The sequence below is a fragment of the Caulobacter sp. BE264 genome, assembly GCF_031457805.1.
GTDB lineage: Bacteria > Pseudomonadota > Alphaproteobacteria > Caulobacterales > Caulobacteraceae > Caulobacter.
This window is the reverse complement of the sequence record NZ_JAVDXI010000001.1, coordinates 455422-479906: the sequence shown is the minus strand read 5'-3', so window position 1 is coordinate 479906 and position 24485 is coordinate 455422. Positions and strand designations below refer to the sequence as shown.

Genomic DNA, 24485 nt, shown 5'->3' with positions numbered 1-24485 from the left:
ACCTCAGACGAGGTAACCGGGGGCCCGCGCAACAGCCTTGCGTACTCAATAGTCCTTTCGCCAGCGAACGGAAAGCTTTGCATCGTTCTGGCCGCCAATGCGGGAGACCAGGGACAGCGTCCGGCGAATCCGCCACTCGACCTGAGCTGCAGGGCCATCGCGGCCGCCGCCGATGATTTCAACATAGACATCGTCGGTGACGTACTTGCCGCCGGCCACGGTCATGCCGGTCGCGCTCTCGGCGAAGGCCAGCCGGTCCAGGCGTGCGAAGCTGCGGAGGTTTCCGATCACGTCAAACCCGCCGCCGCCGGCCAGCGCAGCAAGCGCCGAAGCCAGTTGCGCCGCCTCGATCGGCGAAAGCTGGGCGGCCGAAGCGCCGAACAGCACCTGGCTGAGAACCTCATCGCTGGGCAATTCGGGTTTCGAGGTCAGGGTGATCTCGGGCTTGGCCGCCGTGCCCAGAATGCGCACCACCGCCGTCAGCGCCGTATCCTCCCGGGTTGCGGACAGGTCCAGCCGCACCTGGTCCAGCTGGGTGGAGAGATAGACGACGCCATCGTCGTCAAACTCGAACCGCTTGCCTGCGAAGTCATACTCGCCGCGCACCATCCGCGCCACGCCGCTCAGCTGCGGGGCCAGCGACGTGCCGCCAACATGGGCGTCGAGGGACAGTTCCACATCGAGACCACGGCCGCGCACGAAGATGCGGCGCGGCGCCTTGAGGTCGAGATCCAGGATCATGCCGCCCGTCGTGGCGCGTCGCTGCAGCCCCTGGTCCAGGTCTCCGGGGCGATTGCGTTCTACGACATCCATGGCCACCACGCCCGCCGGGGTCTTGGTCTGAGCCGACACGTCCGCGCGATCGAGCGTCACCGCGCCGGTTAGTTTGATCTTGCCGTCCGCCGAGCGGTTTACGCTGGCCTGACCGGTCGCCACCGCCGAGGCCAGATCGTTGTCGATCAGCCGGAAGCTCTTCATGTCGAGTTTGAAGTTCCCCTCGCCGCCGCGCGCCAGACTGATGCGGCCGGCGCCCGAGATCGACCCGCCCTGCCCGTCCTCGCCGATCGCCTGGCTGACGTCGATTGCGTTATCCGCCAGGGCGGACCTCAAGGTCACGTTGCGCAACCGCAGCCCAGATTGACCGTCGTCGAAACCGCCGCCGTCGAGCGTCGCCTGACCGATCAGGCGCGGGTCGCCGAGCGTGCCGCCCAGGCTGGCCTGCAGGTTGATACGGCCTGACAGAGACCGCTCAGGACCGAGCAGCAGGTCCCAAAGCGGCTTGATTTCCCCCTGGGCGGAGAAGCGCCCCTGGACGCCCCTGCGCCTGTTGACGACCAGTCGCAGCGGCTTGGCCGACGCCTCGACCGGAAGCACGAGGTTGGCTTCGGCCTTCAAACCCTGGCGGTTGTCGCTGTCGGCGATGATGGTGAGCTGGCTGTCGCTAAGGCGACCCTGAATCTTGGCGTCCAGCGACTGATCAATCTTGGCGCCCCGCTCGCGCGCATGTGAAAGCCGCATCGCAAAATCGCCGGTGAGGACATCGCCCTGACCTTGCAGGTTGAAAGCCCCGTCGATGTCGCCATCCAGATCGGGATCGAAGGCGGTCAGGCTGACGCCGGCAAGCTCAGCCTTCAGCATCGCTGTGGCGCCGCCAAGATCCGCATCGATATCGGCCCGCCCCTTGTCGACGGCCAATCGAAGGCGGGCTTGGGTGGGTCCGTCGCCGAAACGAATACGCGCGGCCTCGCGGGTCTTCAGTTCGGTTCGCCCCACGCGTCCCGACGCGTTCAGCGTCAAGTCATAGATCTTCCCCGCTTGCGCCAGATCGCCTGCGCCGTTGAGACGCCACAGCCCGCCGGGCGCTTCCCCCCGAGCGTCGATCGACAGCGGCAGGCGGGAGAGCGGTCCATCAGCCTTGATGCGTGCTGATCGCACCTTCCAGGATCCGTTGACCACATCTTCGGCGACAAGATCCAAGGTGGCGCTTGGCGAACCGCCGCCCGGCGCATCAACCAGGCGCGCCGCGCCCTTCACCGTTCCCTGTGGAAGGAAGGCGCCTTGACTGACGGCCACCCTCAGGTCCGCTGTCGCTGGAAGTCCGTCGCGCAGCGAGAGCGCGCCCTGCGCCTTGGCCCCGCCCGCATCGACGTCAACATCACTTAGCTCAATCCCGCCCGGGGAGAAGCGGAAGGCCGCTCGTCCCCGGGCCGGGCCGTATTGACTATCGGCCTGCAAGGCGGCCGCGCCATCCGCGCCCTTGGCGTCGCGCGCAAACGTCAGCGTCAACCGCGCCTTTGAAAGCAGCAACCTAGGCAGATCGATCGAGTCGAAGAGGGCGTTGAGCTCGGCGCGCGGCGCCCGCAGGGTTCCGCCGACGCGCCCGTCGCCAATCGCCTTGCCAGCGACCTCGACGGGGCCTGCGCGGAACGGCCCTGTCGCCGTCCAATCCAAGCCGAAGTCCAGAGACAGCCCCTGTCCAAGCTTGCCCGAGGTGGTCAGCGCGGCGTTCGCCCCGTCCAGCTTGGCCTCGGCCACGGTCAGGACACCGGCGTTCCAGCTGGCCTTGCCAGACAGGCGCGGCGTCACGCCAAGCAGGCGATCGATCTCGGCATAGCCTGTTCCGAAGTTGGCGGTCTTCCCGTCGACCGTGAAGCTCCAGGGTCTGCCGGCGAAGCTGGACGCTGACCATTTGGCGTTGACCGCGCCTTTCGCGCCCGGACGGACGGGCGAGAGGCTTGCGACCTTCATCTCGCCATCGAACGACAGGCCGCCCAGCAGCCCCCGTCCACCTTTGCCGGTGACGATCAGGTTCGGGGCGTCGATCCGCGCCGCCTTGATCAGGAACCGCCCGCCCTTGACCCGACCGCCTTCGAAGGTCGCCTTGGGACTGGATCCCAGAACCGCAAGCAAACCCGTGCCGCCGCCTCCGGACGTGGTCGCCTGCGCCTCGATAGCCAGATCGCCTTTGGACCAGCTGACCTTCGCGGGGCCAGTGGCGCGCTTGAGGCGATAGCCCAGCAACTCCAGATCGCTGACATCCGTCCGGCCTTCGACAACGAAACCGCCATCAATCAGCCGGAACACGCCTTGCGCCTCGCCGCGGCCCATCTTGGGGATGGTCACGATCCGATTAAGGGCGCCCACCCGAGCGTTGAACGCGATCCCATCAGGGCCCGTGCGCCGTTTGCTCAATTCGGCAAGGCCCTCGCCGCGCAGGATCAGGTTCTGCGAGTTGACGCTGATCTTCAAAGCCGAGAGGCCATCAGCCGTGGCCTTGCGCCCATCAACAGTGAAGTCCGCGCTGGGGCCGAACATGCGCGCCAGACGCTCGGTCAGCCTAGAGGCCTCGAGATCGAGACGGCCGCGCGCCGCGCCGCCCTGTTCGTTCCAGGCGCCGCGCGCCTCAAGCGGGGTCTCCCGCCCAGACCGCGCCACGATGTCGAACGCCGCTCGACTTGTCGTGCCCTCCGCCTTGGCCTTGAGATCAAAGGTCCTGTCGGCCGGAAGGCCCAGAGCCCCGGCGATGGCGCCGCCATTGGCCTCGGTCGCGTCCGCCAGCAGGCGCAGCGACTTCGATCGTCCAAGATCGAAATCCAGATCGAGCCGATCGCCGACGTGCAGGCGCGAAGCGGCCGCGATCTTGCCCTTCTGTCCGCCCAACCGCGCCATCTCATAGGCGCCGTTCACATCAAAATCACCCGCCGCGCCGCTGAAGGCGGGCCGCGTCAACAGACGAAACTTGAAGGCGTCGAGATCCACCGAGACAGGCGCGGCGCTGGATTTTCCCTTCGGCCCCATCGTCGGTCGCCGCAAAACGATAACGTCGCGCGCTGTGATCTGCTCGGCGTGAAAGCGGCGGCCGAAGAGCTCTGTCGCGCGCCAAGAGACCTCAAGGTCGTGAGCCTCAAGCCAGATCCCCTTCTCGTCGGTGATCGTCAGACGGCGAACGCCGAAGTCCTTCCAGATATCGCCAGACAGCCCCTCGATATGCAGCTTGCCGATCCGGCCGAGCTTGAGCCCTGAGGCGCGCGCCTCCAGGAACATGCGTCCCTGCGGCGTGATGGGCGCTAGTCGCAGCCCCCCAGCCATGACCAGCAACAGCGCAGCCAGAACGCCGACCGCGATCAGAGCCACGCCGCGCCAGCCGACCTTCCTGGCGACCTTCGCCGCCGCCTCGCTCGCCTGGGAAACCGTGTCGGCGAGATCGGGCTTGTCCTGATCGTCGCTCAAAAGCTTTGCCCAATGCTGAGATAGACCTGAAACTTCGGGTCGCCCTTGCGCCGCCCGAGCGGCGTGGCGATATCGGCGCGGATCGGCCCAAAGCCGAGGTCATAGCGAACGCCAAAGCCCGCGCCCGCGCGGAAGTCCTCGCGCCTCGGCGTCTTGTCCGTGCCGATCGCGCCCGCGTCGATGAAGGCGACGCCGCTCCAGCGATCCGTAATCTTTTGTCGGACTTCGAATGACGTTTCGATCAGCGAGACGCCGCCCTGCGGGGTGTTATCCGAAAGGCGCGGGCCGATCGCCTGGTAGGCATAACCTCGCACCGAACCACCGCCGCCCGAGAAGAAGCGCCGCGACGCAGGGACATCGAGAATACCACCGCCGAGAATCGCGCCCAGCTTCGCGCGAGCGGCCAGGACGGTGCTGTCCTGCTTGCCGAACGGTAGATACGCGGACCCTTGGGTTGCGAGCTTGAGATAGGGCACAGTAGTGTCGCCCGCCACGTAGGTCGGTTCTGCGCGGGCCTCCAGTCGCCAGCCTCGTTTGGGGTCAAGAATGTCGTCCGAGAAGTCCCAGGCGTAGGCCATGAGGCCCGCCAAAGTCGCAAGGTTCAGCTTGCGTCCGGCGATAGAGCCATTGCGGTTCACCTGTTCCTTGGTCTGCGACAGATCGAATGACACCCCGAAGGTGCGATAGGCCGTGGTCTGGCGCCGGCGGGTGAGGTCCACCCCCACCGTGGCCCCCGTCTCGTTGTAGGCGTCGGTGTCATTGCGGAAGACCGAGCTGTTCAACTTCAGGGTCTGCTGCGGTCGCCGCCAGTGCGGGAGGGAAAGCTCCGCGCCCAGACGCTGCTCCAGCTTGGCGAAGCGCAGCGCGTAGGTGGTGGTGTCGGCGCGCTTATGGCGGTTGTAGCGGATCCAGCGCGCGTCCACGCCAGCGCCTTCGCTGGTCGAGTAACCCGCGCCCAGTTCGATCGTGCGGGCCTGACGGTCGGAAAGCGTGACCACCACGGGTCGATAGCCCTCGGCCGTGGCCTTGTCGGCGCCCGCGAGCGACACGGAAATCGAGTCGTAGACGGCGGTGTCACGTAGCCGACGCTCGAGTTCCGCGACGTCCTCTGGATCATACACATCGCCGGCTACCCACGGCGCAAGACGACCGACCCAAGCCGGGTTGGTGCGCCCCTTGGTCACGACCTCCACACCATTCAGCCGCACCAGGTCGCCCGCCGCGATCTTGAAGGTCGGGCGCACCGTATGGTCGGCGTGATCAACCACAACCTCGCGCGGCTCCGCCGCGACATCAGCGTAACCAAGCTTGGCGACTTGGGCGACGATGCGCCCCTCAGCGCCCACGACATCGGCGGAGCGTCCAGGTTCGCCCTCGGTCAGCCGCATGGCTGCGGCGGCGCGCTGACGCACACCCTCATCAGGCGGGGCGCCGGACCAATCGATCCGCGGATCGGCCAGCAGAAAGGCCGGGCCAGGTGTGATCTTCACAATGGCGCGCGGAGGATCGCCTTCTGTCACATCGGGCTCGACGGTGTAGGCGTAGTAGCCTTCCGCGCGCAAAACGGCGATCGCGTCCTCGCCGGCTTGGCGCGCGCGACGGCGGGCTTCCGAGCGACTGCGCGGCGGTTGTTTGGAGTCGGATAGCGCGCGCTGGATGGCTTCGCGAAGCGCCCGGTCATCAACGCCCTGAATCTGGGCCATCGGCTCGTCGGCCCACGCGACCGAGGCCGCGAGCCAGGTCACCGTCGCCAAAGCCAGGGAAGTCCGCCCAAGCACCAAATCACGTTCCCCGCGCGAAGCGCCCCCTTCCCTGCTGTAGTCGCGGCCCGGTCGCGTGTCACGTTCGGAAATGCCGCAGATCGTTGTCAGCGGCGCTTCTCAAAGCAGCCGAATGGCGCCCAAATGATAGGCAGTCGTGCGCAATCGCTTGGCGGACGCCGAATCCGGGAAGCGAGGCTGCGTGAAGGCCCTAGAGTCGAGACGGCGCATTCCTTTGGGGCCGCGCCCAAGATCGAAGACAAGCGGATAGAAGCGTGGCGGCGAAGACCCAGACCCTAGCGGACACCCCGACCCTGCCGATGACGGAGGCCGCCTACCTGCCGGGCGTCGCCTACGACGAGATGTTCACGCCAGAGGGTGAGGTTCGCCAGCACTACGACCCGCTGCACGGCAGGATGTCCACGCTAGGCGCCGATGAGCTTGCGGCGCGGCAACGCACCTTGGAGCGCTCGTTCCTTCTTCAGGGGATCACCTTCACGGTCTACGGCGCCGAGAACACGACCGAACGGATCATCCCGACCGACCTGTTTCCCCGGATCATTCCCGCCGCCGAATGGGCGCGGATCGAAACCGGACTGACCCAGAGACTGAGGGCTCTGAACCTTTTCCTGGCCGACATCTACGGCGACCAGCAGATCCTGATGGACGGCGTGATCCCGCGCGAACTCGTCCTCGGCGCCCCGTCGTACCGCCGCGAGATGCAGCACCTCTACGTGCCGCACAAGGCCTACGCCAATGTCTGCGGCAGCGACCTGATCCGCTGCCAGGATGGCCAGTTCGCCGTGCTCGAGGACAACCTCCGCGTCCCGTCAGGCGTGTCCTACATGCTGGCGAACCGGGACGCGGCCAAGCGAACCTTCCCCGGAACCTATCGCGCCGCAGGCGTGCGCCCGGTCGAGCGCTATCCCGACCTCTTGCTGTCGACCATGAAGAGCATGGCCGCAGACTGGCGCGCCGACCCGCAGGTCGTGGTGCTGACGCCGGGCGTCTATAACAGCGCGTACTACGAGCACGCCTATCTGGCGCGCCTGATGGGCGTGCCCTTGGTCGAGGGGCGCGACCTCGTGGTGCACGAGAACATGGTCTACATGCGCACCACCACGGGACTGCGCCGCATCGACGTGATCTATCGTCGCGTGGACGACGACTTCATCGACCCCCTGACCTTCCGGCGCGACAGCTCGCTGGGCGCCGCCGGCCTGTTCAACGCCTATCGCGCCGGCAATGTCGTGATCTGCAATGCGCCCGGCACCGGGGTCGCCGACGACAAGGCCGTCTACGCCTATGTCCCCGACATTATCCGGTATTATCTCGGTGAAGACGCCATCCTGCCCAACATCGAGACCTTCCTGTGCCGCGAGCCGCGGCAGCTCAGCCATGTGCTAGCCAATCTCGACAAGCTGGTGGTCAAGGCCGTCGGCGCCTCGGGCGGCTACGGCATGCTCGTCGGTCCCCACGCCAGCCAGAAGGAGCGCGACGACTTCGCGCTAGCGATCAAGGCCGATCCCGAGAACTACATCGCCCAGCCGACGATCCAGCTCTCGACCGCGCCGTGCCTGGTGGACGGCCGGATCGAGCCGCGCCACGTCGATCTGCGCCCCTTCATCCTCTCGGGCGAGAAGACCATCGTCACCCCCGGCGCCCTGACCCGCGTCGCGCTCAAGCGCGGCTCGCTGGTGGTCAATTCCAGCCAGGGCGGCGGCTCGAAGGACACCTGGGTTCTCGCCGACGACGGCCCCTCCAATGGCGCCGGCAACGGGAGCGCCCGCCCATGATGCTCGCGCGTGTCGCCGACAGCCTCTACTGGCTGGGCCGCTATATCGAACGGGCCGAGCATCTGTCGCGCCTGTCCACCGTGATGCTGAACGCCACGCTCGATCAGACCGACGCCGGCGCTCAAGCGGTATGGATCGCCTTGGCCGCCGTCGGCGAGCCCGGCGACGGCGCTGGCGTGGGCTCATTCGAGGCCGCCCAAGCGCTGGTTCTGGATCGCAGTGATCCCAACTCGGTCGTCTCGTCGCTGGCGCGGGCCCGCGAGAACGCCCGCCAGGTTCGCGATCAGATCACGACCGAGACCTGGGAACGCCTGAACCTGCTGTACCTCAAGGTCACCGACCCGAACGCGGCCAAGGATTTCGCCGCCGGCTCCGACATCTTCCTGCACGACGTGATCGCCGACCTGCACCTGTTCAAAGGCGCGGCGGATACGACCATGAGCCACGGCGAGAGCTGGCGGTTCATGATGCTGGGCATCTACATGGAGCGTGCTCAGCTGGTGTCCCGTCTGCTGGAAGTCTGCTTCGCAGAATCGCCCACCCACGGGCGCCTAGGAGACCACGTGGCGCTGGTCAGCGTGCTGCGCATGGCCTGCGCGCTGGAGCCCTATCTTCGCGTCTACACCGCCGAGATCGAACCCCGCCACATCCTGGAGTTCCTGGTTTTCGATGAGGACTTCCCGCGATCGATCCGGTTTGCGACGGCGCAGATCGAACAGCATCTCAGCGCCATGGCGCGCAGCGTCTCGGCGAACGAGCGCGCGGGCCCCGAGCGACTGGCAGGCCGACTTAAGGCGCGACTGCAGTTCGCTGATGTCGACGAGCTGGAAGCCGTCGGCGCCGGCCCGCTGCTGACCACCGTGGTCAACGAGTGCGCTCGAATCCACGAGGCCATCTACGAGACGTTCGTGGCCTATCCCCTTGAAACGCGTCTGCCCGCCTAGGATCCCGGATCGTGCTGCTCGAAATTCGACACGTCACCCAGTACCATTACGAGCGTCCTGTCCGGGAAAGCCTGATGGAGCTGTGGATGCAGCCCCAGAAGACAGCTCGGCAGCGTCTGGTCAGCTTCGAGCTGGACCTGAACCCTGCGGCGCAGGTGTTCTCCTACGCCGACAGCTTCGGCAATGCGGTCTATCACTTCGACGTGCCGCAGCCCCATGACAACCTGACCATCATCGCCCGCTCGGCGGTCGAGACGGAATCGCCTGGCGAGCGCCCCAACCACCTGGACATGGGCGAATGGGACCGGCTTCGCAGCGAGTTCGTACGCGGGGAATGCTTCGACTTCCTGCGCCCACATGGCTTCGTGAGGACGACCGAGGCGCTGCAGACCTTCATCAACGAACACGACCTCGACGCGCTCAAACGTCGTGATCCCCTGACCGCCGTTCGCACACTCTCGGAGACGATCTACAGCGCGTTCGAGTACCAGCCCGGCGTCACCGACGCCGACAGCCCGATCGATCTGACGCTGAGCGCCGGGCGCGGGGTCTGTCAGGACTTTGCGCACATCATGCTGGCCGTCTGTCGCGGTTGGGGCGTGCCGGCGCGATACGTCTCGGGCTACCTGTTCACCGATCGCGAGGCGGGAGACCGTTCAGATCCCGACGCCACGCACGCCTGGGTCGAGGTGTTTCTGCCCAGCCTGCGTTGGGTCGGCTTCGACCCCACCAACAACATGATGGCCGGCGAACGGCACGTGGCGGTGGCCGTGGGTCGCGACTATGCCGATGTCACGCCCTCGCGCGGAGTCTACAAGGGCGACGCCGAAAGCCAGCTTGCCGTCGGCGTCTCGGTGCGTCGCGCGCGCGCCGCTCTGGCCGAGCCGGAGTTCCTGCGAATGGCCCGCCCCGCCTTTGCGGGCGGGCGCCGCCGACCCGACACGGCCCTGCGCGAGGAGCTGCACCAGCAGCAGCAACAACAACAACAGTAGGATGAATAAGGGCTAGTCCGCAGCGTCGGCGGGAAGGCTGGCCAAGAACCGTCTTGCGATCTCGAGCGCGCCGGCGGCGCCGCCCGCCCTCGGCCCGATCCGTTGGGTGGCCGTGAACTGAACGCCAACCTCGGAGCCCGAGCGCCAGACCACATTCGCCAGATGCACCCGCCGTCCGCCGGCATCGACAAAGACGAAGGTGTCGGGCGGCGGGGTGATGCCTGCGATGGAAAGACGCCCGCCCTTCTCCGCGACATCCAGCAGCGAGCCCTTCCACGACCGGGGATCGTCGACGATGTAGATTTTCCGCGCCGCTGGCATCCGGGGATGCGCGCGCCGCTCAGCGCCAGAGGCCTCGACCATCACCATCCGCTTCTCAAACCCCGCCGAGTCGTTCTCGGAAACAGCGTAACCTTCACGGACCTTCCCGCGAACGTTGCACGCCGACCATCAGGACGACTTAGTGGAATTATGCTTAAGCGGCGTAAACGTGAGCCTTACGGGCGATGATCTTCACGGCGCCGGTGAAGCGCGCGGCTTCCGCACGGGAGGCGCTGATCTCGATACGCCGACCGTCGGACATCGTCGCGGTGACGGCGGTAAGAGCACCCTGGACATGCGCTCGCTCGACGCGGACCTCAAACCCGGTTTCATCGAGGGCGAAATCATGAGGGCGCACAAAAGCCGTCGCGGCGCCGTCGCGAACGCCGTCGCCTGGCGCGGTCAACGCGCCGGCGGTGAAGCGACCACCCGAGACCTGGCCATCGAAACGGTTCGCCTCCCCGACAAACCCACAAACGAAGGCCGTCTCGGGCGCGTCGTGGACCTGGCTCGGCGTACCGATCTGCTCGATGCGGCCCTGGTTCAGGATCGCCACACGATCTGCCAACTCCAGAGCCTCTTCCTGGTCATGGGTGACGAAGATCGTCGTCACCCCGGTGGCGTCGTGAACACGACGGAGCTCGCGCCGAAGCGACTTGCGCACCGTTGCGTCCAGCGCGCCGAAGGGCTCGTCCAGCAGCAAGACGCTGGGGTCCACGGCCAGAGCCCGCGACAAGGCCACGCGCTGACGCTGACCGCCTGAAAGCTGCGACGGATAGCGGCCACCCAGGCCCTCGAGCTCGACCAGCTTCAGCAGATCCTCGACCCGTCGATCGATCTCGGCCTTTGAGGGCTTGTCCTTGCCCTTCCGGACGTCCAGGCCGAACGCGATATTCTTGGCGACCGTCATGTGCTTGAACAGCGCATACTGCTGAAAGACAAAGCCCACACGGCGCGCCGCCGCCGAGGCGTGCGTGACATCTTGACCATCGAACAGCACCTGCCCCGCATCCGGGAACTCCAGGCCGGCGATGGTGCGCAGGAGCGTGGTCTTCCCTGATCCTGAGGGCCCCAGCAAAGCCAGCAGTTCGCCATCGGCGATCTCAAGGTCCACCTTGTTCAGGGCGGGATAGCGCCCGAACTGCTTTTCGACGGAGCGGATGGAAATGGTCATGGGGTCCGTTGTCCGTTCAGTGTCCGCTGCGGCCGCGCACGCCCGGCTGGGCGATCTCGAGCGCCGTCTTCAGCACCAGAGTCATCACCGCCAGGAGGCAAAGCAGCGCCGCCACGGCGAATGCGCCGACGAAGTCGTACTCGTTGTAGAGGATCTCGACATGCAGCGGCATGGTGTTGGTCAGGCCTCGAATATGGCCGCTAACCACTGACACCGCGCCAAACTCACCCATAGCGCGGGCGTTACACAGCAAGACGCCGTAGAGCAGACCCCACCGCACGTTCGGCGCGGTCACCCGCCAGAAGGTGTAGACCCCGCTGGCGCCCATCGAGACAGCCGCCTCCTCCTCGCTAACGCCCTGCTCCTGCATCAGCGGGATCAGCTCGCGCGCCACGAAGGGAAAGGTCACGAACACCGTCGCCAGAAGGATGCCCGGTACGGCGAAAATGATCTTGATGTCGTTGTCGACAAGCCACTCGCCAAACCATCCCTGCAATCCGAAGATCAGGACGTAGATCAACCCCGCCACGACCGGTGAAACCGAAAATGGCAGGTCGATCAGGGTGATCAGCAACGCCTTGCCTCGGAACTCGTGCTTGGCGATCGCCCACGCCGCACAGAGACCAAAAACAGCGTTGAACGGCACGGCGATCGCGGCCGTGAGCAGAGTGAGCTTCACCGCCGCCAGCGCATCGGGCTCGCTGACCGCCAGGATCGCTGCGTCCAGCCCCTTGCGCAGCGCTTCTGCGAAGACCGCCACCAACGGCAGGATCAGGACGAGGGCCAGGAAGGCCAACACCGTTCCGATGAGCAGGATCTTGGCCCATAGCGGATCGTCCGTCGCGCCTCGCGCTCTCGGATTGGCGGCTCCCATCAGTCGAACCTCCGCGCCCAGGCCTGGATGACGTTGATGACCAAAAGCATCAGGAACGAGACGGTCAGCATCACCACCGCGATGGTCGCCGCCCGCGCGTATTCGAACTGCTCCAGCTGGATGATGATCAGCAGCGGAGCGATCTCCGAGCGATAGGGCATGTTGCCGGCGATGAAGATGACGGAACCGTACTCACCAACGCCACGCGCGAAGGCCATCGCAAAGCCGGTCAGCCACGCGGGGGCAAGGGCCGGCGCGATCACGCGAGCGATCGTTTGGACGCGGCTGGCGCCCAGGCTCGCGGCGGCCTCCTCCACATCGGCGGCGGCGTCGCGCAGAACGGGCTCGATCGTGCGCACAACGAAAGGCAGACCGATAAAGGTCAGGGCGATCACGACGCCGACCGGATTGTAAGCCGCCTTGATCCCGAGCGGCGTCAGGAATTGCCCGACCCATCCGGTCGGCGCATAGAGCGTCGCCAAGGCGATACCGGCGACAGCGGTCGGCAACGCGAACGGCAGGTCCACCAGAGCGTTCACCAGCGTCTTGAACGGAAACTCATAACGCACCAGCACCCAGGCCGTGAGAACGCCGAACACGCCGTTGATCGCCGCAGCGACGAACGCAGCGCCGAAGCTGAGCTTGTAGGCGGCGATGGACCGTTCAGAGGTCGCGACGGCCCAGAACTCGGCGGGCGATTGCTGGGCCGCTTTCAGAACCACCGCGCTCAACGGGATCAGGACGATCAGGGACAAGACCGTCAAGGTCACGCCCATCGTTAAGCCAAAGCCAGGGATTGCAGATCGTTTGCGGAAGAGCGGCTTTCGCGTGCCCTTCGCTGGCGGCCGCTGCTCGGCGGTGTCGGCGGTGTCGGCGGTCATCGTCTGATCGTCGTCCAGGGTCCAGGTTCGCCGAGGGGGCGCCGCGAAGGCGCAACGCCGGGCACCAACAGTGCCGCCGACATCGCGGAAAGTGAGCCGCTTAAATCTCTACCTTGTCGATGGGGCAAACGAGAAAAGCCGCGCAACGGTGGTAGAAAAACTACGCGTCAAGACCGCAGCGTCGTGGCGCTCGCGCAATCCTGTCATCGATGCGAGGAACCGCCACTCGTAGCAGCGTGAAATGGTAGGCCGGCTGGGATTCGAACCCAGGACCATTCGATTAAAAGTCGAATGCTCTACCACTGAGCTACCGGCCCGCTCACGATCCGGCGGGGACCGGGGGAAGCGGCGCGGACCATAGTCGGGGGTCGCGTGCGTCGCAAGCACGGTTTCGCCGTTTTTGCGTGGGATGACGGTAAAGCTGTGTACGCGTTACGGTGACCCATGCGTCGAACCTTCTTTTTAGCGGTGTTTTGCGGCCTGGCTCTGGCGGCGAACGCCTCCGCGCGGCAGCAGCAGCCTCCTCCGAGCGAGGACGGACGCATCAAGTCGACGTCCGAAGCCAACAAGGAGGGAATCAGCGGCGCGGTCAGCGCGCCGCTACGCGACGTGAACATCGTTCGCACCAAGATCCCTCGCGTTCTGCTCGAGGCGATGGACGACCCCTATCAGCGCCCCGGCCGCGCGGACTGCAGGACGTTGATCTCGCTTGTCGAACCTCTGGACGCGGCCTTGGGTGAGGATATCGACCGTAACCCGCCTCAAGAGAACGAAGACCTGATGGACCGCAGCCGCAAGGCCGCCGGCGAGGCGGCGCTGGGCGCGATCGCGAGCACCGCCCAGGACCTGATTCCCATGCGCGGCTGGGTGCGGAAGCTGACCGGCGCCGAACGGCACGATCGGCTCGTCCAGAGCGCGATCGCCTCAGGGAATGTGCGTCGCGCCTATCTCAAGGGCTTGGGCGAGGCCCGCGGCTGCAATCCGCCGGCGACGCCACGACATAAGCCGATCGCCGCGCCGCCCGTGCTGGACCCTGGAATGCCGCCGCCACCGGATCCCTACGGTCCCCGGCGCCCGCGCTTCCCGATCGTCAAGGACGAGGCTCCGCGAGTCCCTAACGGCCCTTACGGCTGACCCGCGAGATGTCGGGCGGCGAAATCGCGCCGGAACTGGTCGAAGCGCCCTTCCGCGATGGCCGCGCGCATGGCGGCGGTCAGCGCCTGGAAGAACGCGATATTGTGCCACGACAGCAGCACCTGACCGAGGATCTCCTCGGCCTTGAAGAGGTGGCGCAGATAGGCCTTTGAATAGTCGCGGCTGGCTGGGCAATCGCTGCCCGGGTCCAGCGGTGTCTCGTCCTCGGCGTATTTGGCGTTCTTCAGGTTGATGGGGCCATCCCAGGTCCAGGCCTGGCCGTGGCGACCGGAGCGAGTCGGCAGGACGCAGTCGAACATGTCGACGCCTCGGGCCACGGCCTCGACCAGATCAATCGGCTTGCCGACGCCCATCAGGTAGCGCGGCCGGTCTTCCGGCAGAAAGCCTGGCGCGTAGTCCAGGACCTCGCACATCGCCTGGTGTCCCTCGCCGACCGCCAAACCTCCGATCGCATAGCCGTCAAAGCCGATCTCGCGCAGGCGTTCGGACGATTCACGACGTAGATTCTCGAAGGTCGAGCCCTGCTGGATGCCGAAAAGGGCTTGGGTGTCGCGGGCTCCGAAGGCGTCCTTTGAGCGCCTGGCCCATCGCGCCGAAAGCTCCATGCCCTTGCGCGCCCTCGCCTCCTCGGCCGGCCAGGCCACGCATTCGTCCAGTTGCATGACGATGTCGCTGCCCAGCAGGTCGGCCTGGATCTCGATCGAGCGCTCGGGCGTCAGCACATGCTTGGAGCCGTCGACGTGGCTGGAGAAGGTCACGGCCTCTTCAGTCAGCTTGCTGATCCCTGAGAGGCTCATCACCTGGAAGCCGCCGCTGTCGGTCAGGATCGGCTTGTCCCAGCGCATGAACTTGTGAAGGCCGCCCAGACGCTTCACCCGCTCGGCCGAGGGGCGAAGCATCAGGTGATAGGTGTTGCCGAGGATGATGTCGGCGCCCGTGTCCTTGACCTGGTCGACCGTCATCGCCTTCACCGTTGCGGCGGTGCCGACGGGCATGAAGGCCGGCGTGCGGATGTCGCCGCGCGGGGTCTTCAGAACGCCCGTCCGCGCCTTGCCGTCGGTGGCTTTAATCTCGAAGGGGAACGCGGCCATCAGCAGGTCTCGTCTTTGAACAGCAGACTGCTGTCGCCGTAGGAATAGAAGCGGTAGCCCGTCTGGATCGCGTGCTCGTAGGCCGCACGCATGGTCGGCGTACCCGCGAAGGCGCTGACCAACATGAACAGGGTCGACTTGGGCAGGTGGAAGTTCGTCATCAGCACGTCGACGGCGCGGAACCGGTAGCCAGGCGTGATGAAGATCGCGGTTTCGTCGGCGAAGGGACGAATGACGCCGTCCTCGCCCGTCGCGCTCTCCAGCAGCCGCAACGAGGTGGTGCCGACGCAAACGATGCGCCCCCCAGCCGCGCGCACGGCGTTGAGGGCGTCGGCGATCGCTTCGGTCACCTGTCCGTACTCGGCGTGCATCTTGTGATCGGAAACGTCGTCGGTCTTGACCGGCAGGAACGTGCCCGCCCCCACGTGCAACGTAACGAAATGCAGAGAGACGCCCTTGGCCTTCAGACGGTCAAGCAGCTCGGGCGTGAAGTGTAGCCCGGCCGTCGGGGCTGCGACCGAACCGTCCTCGCGCGCATAGACAGTCTGATAGTCGGCGCGATCCCGCTCGTCCTCGCCGCGCTTGGCGGCGATGTACGGCGGCAACGGCATGTCGCCATGCCTCGCGATACCGACATCGAGGTCGGGGCCTGAGAGATCAAACGCCAGCACGACTTCGCCACCCTCGTGCTTTTCGGCGATCACCGCGTCCAGCCGGTCGAGATCACACGCCCGGTCCTCGCGCGCTCCAAAAGCGACCCGGTCGCCCACCTTCAGGCGCTTGCCGGGACGCATGAAGGCGCTCCAGCGGTTGGGCGTCAGACGACGATGCAGAGTCGCCTCGACCGCGACGGGCGTTCCATCCGCCCCGCCCGTGGTGCGTCCCTCGCGAAGGCCCGCCAAACGGGCGGGGATCACGCGCGTGTCGTTGAAGACCAGGGCGTCCCCAGGCCGCAGAAAATCGGGAAGATCGCTGACGACATGATCGGCCAGAGGCTGGCCGGGGCGCACCACCAGGAAACGCGCGGCGTGGCGAGGCTCCGCAGGTCGCAGGGCGATACGGTCCTCGGGAAGGTCAAAATCGAAGTCGGAAAGGCGCATGGGCCGGCTTCAAGCACACGACCGCCGCCGAAGGTCAAGACTTAGCCCGTCGCGCGAGGCAAGTGGACAAGGCGAACACCCTTGACGCATGGTTCCGACGGACGCGCTGTTGGGGGGAAAACGACATGAAACGTCTACTCATTCCGGCGCTTGCGCCGCTGTTGATCCTGGGGGCTTGCGGCGACCGGACGCAGAGCCCGACATCGCCTGAGGCTCCCGCCCAGTCGAGCGCCGCCACCTCGACAAAGCCAAGCACCGCGACGCCCAACGCCAGCGCTGCGAACTTCCAACACGACGCCACGCTGGATGCGTTCGGCTACTACTTCAGCGACCCGCCGATAAAGTCAGGCCCCTGGGAGCTTTCATCCCTCAATATCGGCACGCTCGAGGATTTCACGGCCTGGGAACAGGGCAAGCGCCCCACCACCTACGCGCCGATTTTCCTGGAGTTTGAGGACGTCACCAGTCCTACCGCCGAGAATGAACTTGGCCAGACCTATCACACGGTGAGTTTTCGCCTTCTGCCAGAGGTCTACCGCGTCGACGGCGAAGCGGTCGTCTTCCGCGCCAAGGACAAGCGTCTCGGCGATGTGGTGTTCTCCGGCGCGTTTGACCTCGAGGCCTTGAAGCGGGCGAAAGCCAGCGATCCCACGGACGAGGACTTGATCGTGCTGCGAGGCGATCTGCAGCTGGGCGCCGCGCGGCTGCGCAACATCCGCTTCACATATTTCGCCGGGGACTAGATCGCTCTTCCGCCGTCGCTTGGGCGTGCTATGGCCCGTACATGCGTCTGCTCGTTCAACTCCTGAGCCTGCTTTTCCGCGGCACCGCGCTGATGCTCGGCCTGGTCGGCGCGGGTATGTCCCTGGCTTGCCTCGGTGGCGCGTTCAGCGATCGACTTGACGCCTTTACGCACGCTGCGCCGCTCTGGCTTGCGATGGCCGTTGGCGCGATCGCCTTGGGTGGCGTCGCCGCCCGTGGCGCCGAGCGATGGGTGATGATCTCGCTGGGTGGAGTTGGCCTTCTGGCCTGCGCCATCCTGATGGGCCCCGAGTTGTGGGCCGCCGCGCGCTTCAAGCCCGCGACGGTCGCAAGCAGCGACTTGAAGGTCATCCAGTTCAACGTCTGGCACAGCAACCAGACGCCAGAGAAGAGTCTGGCCTGGATAGCCGCGCAAGACGCTGATGTCGTCATCCTGGAAGAGGGCGGCGGCGACTCGCGACTGATCGTCAAAGCGTTGCGCGCGAGCTACCCGTTCACCTCGTGCGAACGGGGTGCGCGCTGTGACGCGTGGATCTTTTCCCGGAAAAAGATGATCGCCAGAGGGGGAGCGGCCTACGAAGGCCCTTACCTATCTGCGGCTTGGGCGACGCTGGCCGATGCGAAGGGGCCCTTCACGGTCATGGGCGTGCACTACACTTGGCCCGTGCCGGCCGGCCCTCAGCAGGCCCAAAGCCGCAAGGTGGTTAAGCTGGCGTCGGACTTTGATCGGAAGAGCATGATCCTGGCCGGCGACTTCAATTCGACGCCCTGGTCCTTCACGCTAAAGCGACAGGATAAGGCCTTGGGCCTGCGGCGTTGGACACGCGCGATGGCGTCCTGGCCGGCGGGCAAGTTCTCGCGGGTCATGGCCGCGCCCGCGCCCTTCCTGCCGATCGACCATGTCTACGCCGGAGAGCAATGGCGCGCTGTCAGGGTCGAACGCGGCCCCGCGCTGGGCTCGGACCATCGACCGATCGTCGTGACGTTTCGCCGCCAATAAAAAACGGCCCCGGACAAGATCCAGGGCCGTCTTACGATCTTGGCTCGCGCCTCAGGCGTCAGCGGCGATCTTGGCGCTGACGATCTTGCCCGGCGCGCGCGGCGGCTCGCCCTTGGGCAGGGCGTCGACATGTTCCATGCCCTCGGTCACCTGACCCCAGACGGTGTATTGCTTGTCGAGGAACGTGGCGTCGTCGAACACGATGAAGAACTGGCTGTTGGCCGAGTCCGGGTTCGGGGTGCGGGCCATCGAGCAGACGCCACGAACGTGCGGCTCGTCGTTGAACTCAGCCTTCAGGTCCGGCTTGTCCGAACCGCCGCGGCCAGTGCCCGACGGATCGCCGCCCTGGGCCATGAAGCCCGGGATCACGCGGTGGAAGACGACGCCGTCGTAGAAGCCTTCGCGCACCAGTTCCTTGATGCGGGCCACGTGGCCCGGCGCCAGGTCCGGACGCAGCTTGATCGTGACCGGACCGCTCTCGAGCGTCAGGATGAGGGTGTTTTCGAGGTCGGCCGACATGGTCTTCCCTTGGATGGCGAGTGTTATCCGCGCTTCTAGCGCGGTTCACGGCCGCCTGTGAACCAAGTTGCGGCCGGAAATCGGTTTGACCTCAGCGGATCTCGACCGGCAGATCGATATCGCAGACCGAAAAGTCCGCGCCGTTCAAGGTGCGTAGGCGCTTGGTCTCGGCGGCGAACCACGGTCCCTTGGGGTCGATGACCCGCACCTTGGGCCGCTCGCTCTCGGGGATATCCGAAAGAAGGCGGACCTTCTGCATCAGGTCCTGGGGCGCGGGGACCGGCTCCCCCGTCTTGATCGCGCGGACCGACTCCAGCCCGCTGATCACGCGGCCAAAGGCGGTATAGCGCTTGTCGAGCGACGGATAGGGCTGGCGCATCAGGAAGAACTGGCTGTTGGCCGAGTTGTTGTCCTCACTTCGCGCCATGCCGATCACGCCAGGACAGTAGGTCGCCCAGGCGGCCACTTTCTTGTCGCTGGTCACCTCGCTCCAGCTCCAGTTCTGGCTCACGACCGGCAGCGACTTAACGTAGCCGACCTCCAGCCCGGCCGGGGCGGCCATCGACACAAAGCCGGTGTCGGCGGCGCGTCGGAACGTGAACTCCGCCTTCAGGTTCGGACGATCAGAACCGCCCTCCCCCGTGTTCGTCGGGTCGCCGGTCTGGGCCATGAAGCGGTCAATGACCCGAAAGAACGTGCGGCCATCATACAGGCCCGCCCGGGTCAGATCCTGCAGGCGCGCCACGTGGTTGGGCGCCACCTCGGGGACCAGCTCGACCAGCACCCTCCCCTTGTTGGTGTCGATGACCATGACCGTCTCGGGCGCCGGCGTCCGCCAGTCGGCCTCGGTGATCTTCAGCGCCTTGGGCGCTGCGTGAACGACGGAAGCCGAAGCCGCCAGGCAGAGCCCCACCAGGAGCGCGCGCGAGAGGATCATCATTTCACCTGGGCCGGGACGTCGACGTCGCAGTTCGTGAAGCTTGCGCCCAGCTCGGCCTGCCGCTTGGCGACCAGAGCTTTGAACGCTGCCCCGCGCGTATCCATCACCTGGATGCTGGGACGCTTGTCAGCAGGCATGTCGGCCAGGACCTTCACGCTCAGCATCTTGTCCTGCGGGTCCGGAACCGGCTCGCCGGTCTTGATAGCCTTGACCACATCCACGCCCTGCAGCACGCGCCCAAAGGCGGTGTAGGTCTTGTCGAGGCCCGCGTTCGCCGCGCGCATGAAGTAGAACTGGCTGTTGGCGCTGTTGGGATCCCCCGCCCGCGCCATGCCCACGACGCCAGGGCAGAAGTTGCCCCAGGTCGACACCTTGCGATCAGCCGTCATCACGGCCAGGGCTGTCGGCTGGCTGGTGACGGGCAGAGCGCCGACCCAACCGGACTCGGTGCTGCCGAGCTTGAAGCCCGCGCCCAACGGCATGTCCGCCCCGCGACGGAAATTGAACTCGGCAGTCAGGTCAGGCAGGTCCGAGCCGCCCTCGCCGGTGTTCTTCGGATCGCCGGTCTGGGCCATGAAGTCGGCGATGACGCGGAAGAAGGTCAGGCCATCATAGAAGCCGGTCTTGGCCAGGGCGCGAACACGTTCGACGTGGTTCGGGGCCACATCGGGATAGAGCTCGGCGATGATCCGGCCCTTGTTGGTCTCGACCACCAGTACGTTGTTGGGATCCGGCGTGCGCCAGTCGGACGCGGCCTGGGCCGAAGCCGCGCCAAAGGAAACCGTGGTGGCGGCCAGCGCCAGCGCGGCGGCGGTCATGGCGAGCTTCATGGAGTACCCCGAACAGAACAGTCGGAGCCGGGCGTAGAACGGCGCGGCCCTTCCGACAAGTGCGGCGGCAGTTGAAGCGCAGGAATTCGGCCGGATAACGGCGAAGTCCGGGACCTCGCCGTCCTATCGAACAGCGAAATAGCTAGGCCTTGCCGACCTTGGCGAGCAGCTGCTGCGCCACGCCCGGCGGCACGAACTTGCCGATATCGCCGCCCAGGGTCGCGATCTCCTTCACAAGGCGCGAGGCGATCGCCTGGTGGCGCGGATCGGCCATCAGGAAGACCGTCTCGATCTCGCGGTCCAGCTGCTGGTTCATCGCCGTCATCTGGAACTCGTACTCGAAGTCGGCCACGGCCCGCAGGCCGCGCACGATCATCTGGGCGTTCACCTCGCGGGCGAAATGCATCAGCAGACTGTTGAAGGGGCGCACCTCGATCTCGGCGATCTTCTTCAGGTGGGCGGTCTCGCGTTCCAGGATCTCGACGCGCTCCTCAAGCGAGAACAGCGGCCCTTTACCGATATTGATCGCGACCCCGATCACCAGCTTGTCGACCAGCTTCACGGCCCGCCCGATGATATCGAGGTGACCGTTGGTGACCGGATCAAAGGTTCCCGGATAAAGCCCGACCCGCATGCAACCCCCTATTCTGGTTCCGAGGGTTACGGGGTCTCGTCCGCCCCGCTGTCCTCGCCCTGACCATCGTCCCCGCCGGAATCGGCGAGGCGCTCGACGCTGACGACGTGCTCGTCCTGCGCGGTGCGGAAGATGGTTACGCCCTGAGTATTCCGCGCTGCAACACGAATTTGCGAGACCGGCACCCGGATCAGTTGCCCCTGGTCGGTGACTAAGAGGATCTGATCGCTCTCATCCACCGGGAACGAGCCCACCAGACGGCCGCCGCGCTTGCTCAGATCCTGAGCGGCGAGACCCTGGCCGCCGCGACCCGTGCGGCGGAAATCATAGGCGCTGGTGCGCTTGCCGAAGCCTTCCGACGAGACGGTCAGCAGGATTTCCTCCGCCGCACCGAGCTCGATGATCCGCTCCTGCGAAAGCTCGGTGGTCTCACCGTCCTCTTCGCCGTCGTCCGCGGCGGCGGGAGCCTCGTCGCCTTCTTCGCCTTGGGCGCGCAGCAAGGCGCGCTGGTACTTCAGATAGGCGGCGCGCTCGGCCGGCGTGGCGTCCACGCTGCGCAGGACAGCCATCGAGATGACCTGGTCGCCGTCCAGCAGCTTCACGCCACGAACGCCGGTGGAATCACGGCTGGCGAACACGCGCACCTCGTCGACCGAGAAGCGGATGCAGCGACCGGCCGCCGTGGTCAGCAGCACGTCCTGGTCGGCGTTGCAGACCGCCACGCCGACAATGCCGTCGCCCTCATCGAGCTTCATCGCGATCTTGCCGTTACGGCGCACGTCCACGAAGTCGCTGAGCTTATTGCGGCGAACGCTGCCCGAGCGGGTGGCGAACATCACGTCCAGGCCGCCCCAGGTGGCCTCGTCCTCCGGCAGGGCCAGGATCGACGTGATCGTCTCGCCCGGTTCGATCGGCAGCAGGTTGACGAACGCCTTGCCGCGCGAGTTGGCGACGCCCAGCGGCAGGCGCCACACCTTCATCTTGTAGACCTTGCCGCCCGAGGTGAAGAACAGCAGCGGCGCGTGGGTCGAGGCCGAGAACACGCGGGTGACGGCGTCCTCGTTCTTGGTCGCCATACCCGACTTGCCTTTGCCGCCCCGGTGCTGGGTGCGGTAGTTGGCCAGCGGGGTGCGCTTCACATAGCCGCCCATGGTCACGGTGATGACCATGTCCTCGCGGACGATCAGATCCTCGTCTTCCATGTCGGCGTCGCCGTCGACGATCTGGCAACGGCGAGGAATGGCGAACTTTTCACGGACCTCGACCAACTCCTCCCGGACCACGGCCATGATGTTGGCTCGGTCGGAGAGCAGATCGAGGTAACCCCGGATGGCGTCGGCCAGAGCGGCGGCTTCGTTGCCGATCTCGTCGCGACCCAGGCCCGTCAGACGCGACAGAGTCAGGGCCAGGATGGCGCGAGCCTGCTCGTCAGTGAGGCGGATGAAGCCGCCGTCTTCCTGGATGGTGCGCGGGTCAGCGATCAGCTCCACCAGCGGCAGCATATCGCCGGCCGGCCAGGACTTGGCCACGAGACGCTCGCGGGCCTCGGTCGGGTCCTTCGAAGAGCGGATGATGTGGATGAATTCGTCGATATTGGCGACGGCGATCGTGAGGCCGACCAGCACGTGGCCGCGATCGCGCGCCTTGCCCAGCTCAAACTTCGTCCGGCGGACGACAACTTCCTCACGGAACTCGACAAACAGCTGGATCAGCTGGTGCAGGCCCATCTGCTCGGGACGACCGCGATTGAGCGCCAGCATGTTGACGCCGAACGAGCTTTGCAACGCGGTGAAGCGGTAGAGCTGGTTGAGGATCACCTCGCCCGAAGCGTCGCGCTTGAGCTCGACCACGATGCGCATGCCGTCGCGGTTGCTCTCGTCGCGGATGTCGGCGACGCCCTCGATCTTCTTCTCGCGGACCAGTTCGGCGATGTGCTCGACCAGGTTGGCCTTGTTCACCTGATACGGGATCTCGGTGATGATGATGGCCTCGCGGCCCGCGCGCAGCTCTTCCACGCTGGCGACGCCGCGCATGATCACAGAGCCGCGCCCCGTCAGCAGCGCCTGGCGCGGGCCAGCGCGGCCGATGATTTCACCGCCGGTCGGGAAGTCGGGGCCCGGCACCAGATCCAGCAGCTGATCGGTCGTCACGTCGGGCTGATCGATCAGCAGCAGACAGGCGTCGATGACCTCGCCCAGATTGTGCGGCGGAATGTTGGTCGCCATGCCGACGGCGATGCCGCCGGCGCCGTTGACCAGCAGGTTCGGGATGCGCGACGGCAGGACAGTGGGCTCCTGCTCCTTGCCATCATAGTTGTCGACGAAGTCGACGGTGTCCTTGTCCAGGTCGGCCAGCAACGCCATGGCCGGCGGCGCCATACGGCACTCGGTGTAGCGCATGGCCGCCGGCATATCGCCGTCGACCGAGCCGAAGTTCCCCTGGCCGTCGATCAGAACCAGACCCATCGAGAACGATTGGGTCATGCGGACCAAGGTGAAATAGATCGAGGCGTCGCCGTGCGGGTGATATTTACCCATGACGTCACCGACCACGCGGGCGGATTTGACGTAGGGCCGCTCCGGCGTCTGCCCCTGTTCGTGCATCGAGAACAACACGCGGCGGTGAACGGGCTTGAGACCGTCGCGTGCGTCCGGCAGGGCGCGGCTGACGATCACGCTCATCGCGTAATCCAGGTACGAGCGGCGGAGTTCGTCCTCGATATTGATCGGGGCGATATCCCCGCGCGAACCGCCAGCGGGGATGGTGTTGTGATCGTCGTTCAAGGGGATTTTTCGCCGTCAGAATCGAACACGGAACTGTCTAAAACTGTTAGCATTCGGACAGGGATGACGCCACCTTTCGGGGGGCTTCTCCCCATCGTTTCGCTTGAATCCGAAGGAAAAACGCATGACCCGCCTCCCCGCCGCCGCCGCGCTCGGCCTCGCCGCCATTCTCGCCGCCTCGCCGGCCCTGGCGCAGACCACCGCGACCGCGCTCGTCAAGGCAGGCGACGGCAAGGACGCAGGCTCAGTCACGCTCACCGAAGCGCCGCATGGCGTACTCCTGAAACTCGAACTGAAGGGCCTGACGCCCGGCTGGCACGCGGCGCATTTCCATGAAAAGGGCGACTGCGGAACGCCGGACTTCAAGTCGGCGGGCGCGCACGTCCACACCGCCGCGACAACTGTGCATGGCCTCCTGAACCCAGAAGCCAATGACAGCGGCGACCTGCCCAATATCTTCGCCGGCGCGGACGGCTCGGCGACGGCTGAAATCTATTCGACCCTGGTGTCGCTGAAGGGCGCCGGCGGCCGTCCCGCCCTGCTGGACGCTGACGGCTCATCCATCGTCGTCCACGCCAACGCCGACGACCACAAGACCCAGCCGATTGGCGGCGCCGGCGCACGCGTGGCCTGCGGCGTGATCAAGTAGCCATGACGTGACCCTTTCCGATGGCGGGCGCCCCGCCATCGGAAAGGGTC

20 protein-coding genes and 1 tRNA gene are annotated in these 24485 nt (G+C 66.0%); 7 read left to right on the top strand and 14 right to left on the bottom strand.

Annotated elements, in window-relative coordinates; translation table 11 throughout:
* Positions 1–45: 45 nt before the first annotated feature.
* Positions 46–4134, bottom strand: a complete 4089-nt coding sequence (locus tag J2X45_RS02340; RefSeq protein WP_310212072.1) for a translocation/assembly module TamB domain-containing protein — start codon at positions 4132–4134, stop codon at positions 46–48.
* Between the two features lie 92 nt (positions 4135–4226).
* On the bottom strand, positions 4227–6011 hold the full coding sequence (locus tag J2X45_RS02335) for an autotransporter assembly complex family protein (RefSeq protein ID WP_310210772.1): 1785 nt from the start codon (positions 6009–6011) through the stop codon (positions 4227–4229).
* 254 nt (positions 6012–6265) lie between these two features.
* Between J2X45_RS02335 and J2X45_RS02330 the strand changes: the two genes are divergently transcribed.
* From J2X45_RS02330 to J2X45_RS02320, 3 genes are read left to right on the top strand one after another with little or no spacing between them, the layout of a single operon-like run.
* The gene (locus J2X45_RS02330) at positions 6266–7786 is read left to right on the top strand and encodes a circularly permuted type 2 ATP-grasp protein (protein ID WP_310210769.1); all 1521 of its coding nucleotides are present in this window, start codon (positions 6266–6268) and stop codon (positions 7784–7786) included.
* Positions 7783–8730 (top strand): alpha-E domain-containing protein, encoded by a 948-nt coding sequence (locus J2X45_RS02325; RefSeq protein WP_310210766.1) that lies wholly within the window; start codon positions 7783–7785, stop codon positions 8728–8730. Before J2X45_RS02330 ends, J2X45_RS02325 begins: the two co-directional genes overlap by 4 nt.
* A gap of 11 nt (positions 8731–8741) precedes the next feature.
* Positions 8742–9722, top strand: a complete 981-nt coding sequence (locus tag J2X45_RS02320) for a transglutaminase family protein (RefSeq protein WP_310210763.1) — start codon at positions 8742–8744, stop codon at positions 9720–9722.
* 12 nt (positions 9723–9734) lie between these two features.
* Here J2X45_RS02320 and J2X45_RS02315 read toward each other — a convergent pair whose 3' ends face one another.
* From J2X45_RS02315 to J2X45_RS02295, 5 genes are all read right to left on the bottom strand, one after another.
* On the bottom strand, positions 9735–10091 hold the full coding sequence (locus tag J2X45_RS02315; protein ID WP_310210761.1) for a PilZ domain-containing protein: 357 nt from the start codon (positions 10089–10091) through the stop codon (positions 9735–9737).
* A 106-nt stretch (positions 10092–10197) separates the two neighbouring features.
* A complete protein-coding gene (locus J2X45_RS02310) occupies positions 10198–11217 on the bottom strand; it encodes a sulfate/molybdate ABC transporter ATP-binding protein (RefSeq protein ID WP_310210758.1) in 1020 nt (339 codons plus the stop codon).
* A 16-nt stretch (positions 11218–11233) separates the two neighbouring features.
* Positions 11234–12091, bottom strand: a complete 858-nt coding sequence (gene cysW, locus J2X45_RS02305; RefSeq protein WP_310210755.1) for a sulfate ABC transporter permease subunit CysW — start codon at positions 12089–12091, stop codon at positions 11234–11236.
* Positions 12091–12972, bottom strand: coding sequence for a sulfate ABC transporter permease subunit CysT (cysT, locus tag J2X45_RS02300; RefSeq protein ID WP_310210752.1), 882 nt, complete (start codon positions 12970–12972; stop codon positions 12091–12093). The genes cysW and cysT overlap by 1 nt, the downstream gene beginning before the upstream one ends.
* A gap of 242 nt (positions 12973–13214) precedes the next feature.
* Positions 13215–13289: transfer RNA gene (locus tag J2X45_RS02295), tRNA-Lys, on the bottom strand.
* Between the two features lie 127 nt (positions 13290–13416).
* On the opposite strand from J2X45_RS02295, the gene J2X45_RS02290 reads away from it, so the two are divergent.
* On the top strand, positions 13417–14106 hold the full coding sequence (locus J2X45_RS02290) for a hypothetical protein (protein ID WP_310210751.1): 690 nt from the start codon (positions 13417–13419) through the stop codon (positions 14104–14106).
* Here J2X45_RS02290 and tgt read toward each other — a convergent pair.
* Both tgt and queA read right to left on the bottom strand, forming a co-directional pair.
* Positions 14097–15218 (bottom strand): tRNA guanosine(34) transglycosylase Tgt, encoded by a 1122-nt coding sequence (tgt, locus tag J2X45_RS02285; RefSeq protein ID WP_310210748.1) that lies wholly within the window; start codon positions 15216–15218, stop codon positions 14097–14099. The genes J2X45_RS02290 and tgt overlap by 10 nt on opposite strands.
* A complete protein-coding gene (gene queA / locus J2X45_RS02280; protein ID WP_310210745.1) occupies positions 15218–16318 on the bottom strand; it encodes a tRNA preQ1(34) S-adenosylmethionine ribosyltransferase-isomerase QueA in 1101 nt (366 codons plus the stop codon). Before queA ends, tgt begins: the two co-directional genes overlap by 1 nt.
* A 125-nt stretch (positions 16319–16443) precedes the next feature.
* Between queA and J2X45_RS02275 the strand changes: the two genes are divergently transcribed.
* Both J2X45_RS02275 and J2X45_RS02270 read left to right on the top strand, forming a co-directional pair.
* Positions 16444–17061 carry a hypothetical protein gene (locus tag J2X45_RS02275; RefSeq protein ID WP_310210742.1) on the top strand — a complete coding sequence of 206 codons (618 nt, stop codon included), beginning with the start codon at positions 16444–16446 and terminating at the stop codon, positions 17059–17061.
* A 41-nt stretch (positions 17062–17102) separates the two neighbouring features.
* Positions 17103–18080, top strand: a complete 978-nt coding sequence (locus tag J2X45_RS02270; protein ID WP_310210739.1) for an endonuclease/exonuclease/phosphatase family protein — start codon at positions 17103–17105, stop codon at positions 18078–18080.
* 51 nt (positions 18081–18131) lie between these two features.
* Here J2X45_RS02270 and J2X45_RS02265 read toward each other — a convergent pair whose 3' ends face one another.
* The 5 genes from J2X45_RS02265 to gyrA form a co-directional block, all read right to left on the bottom strand.
* Entirely contained in the window at positions 18132–18599 is a 468-nt protein-coding gene (locus J2X45_RS02265) for a peptidylprolyl isomerase (RefSeq protein ID WP_268067454.1), read from the bottom strand.
* Between the two features lie 91 nt (positions 18600–18690).
* A complete protein-coding gene (locus J2X45_RS02260) occupies positions 18691–19539 on the bottom strand; it encodes a peptidylprolyl isomerase (RefSeq protein ID WP_310210731.1) in 849 nt (282 codons plus the stop codon).
* Positions 19536–20369, bottom strand: a complete 834-nt coding sequence (locus J2X45_RS02255) for a peptidylprolyl isomerase (RefSeq protein ID WP_310210728.1) — start codon at positions 20367–20369, stop codon at positions 19536–19538. Before J2X45_RS02255 ends, J2X45_RS02260 begins: the two co-directional genes overlap by 4 nt.
* 142 nt (positions 20370–20511) lie before the next feature.
* Positions 20512–21003, bottom strand: a complete 492-nt coding sequence (gene coaD, locus J2X45_RS02250) for a pantetheine-phosphate adenylyltransferase (RefSeq protein ID WP_096051070.1) — start codon at positions 21001–21003, stop codon at positions 20512–20514.
* Positions 21004–21029: 26 nt separating this feature from the next.
* Complete coding sequence (gene gyrA / locus J2X45_RS02245) at positions 21030–23786, bottom strand: DNA gyrase subunit A (RefSeq protein WP_310210721.1); 2757 nt, start codon at positions 23784–23786, stop codon at positions 21030–21032.
* 124 nt (positions 23787–23910) lie between these two features.
* Between gyrA and sodC the strand changes: the two genes are divergently transcribed.
* The gene (gene sodC, locus J2X45_RS02240; RefSeq protein ID WP_310210717.1) at positions 23911–24435 is read left to right on the top strand and encodes a superoxide dismutase[Cu-Zn]; all 525 of its coding nucleotides are present in this window, start codon (positions 23911–23913) and stop codon (positions 24433–24435) included.
* Positions 24436–24485 lie beyond the last annotated feature (50 nt).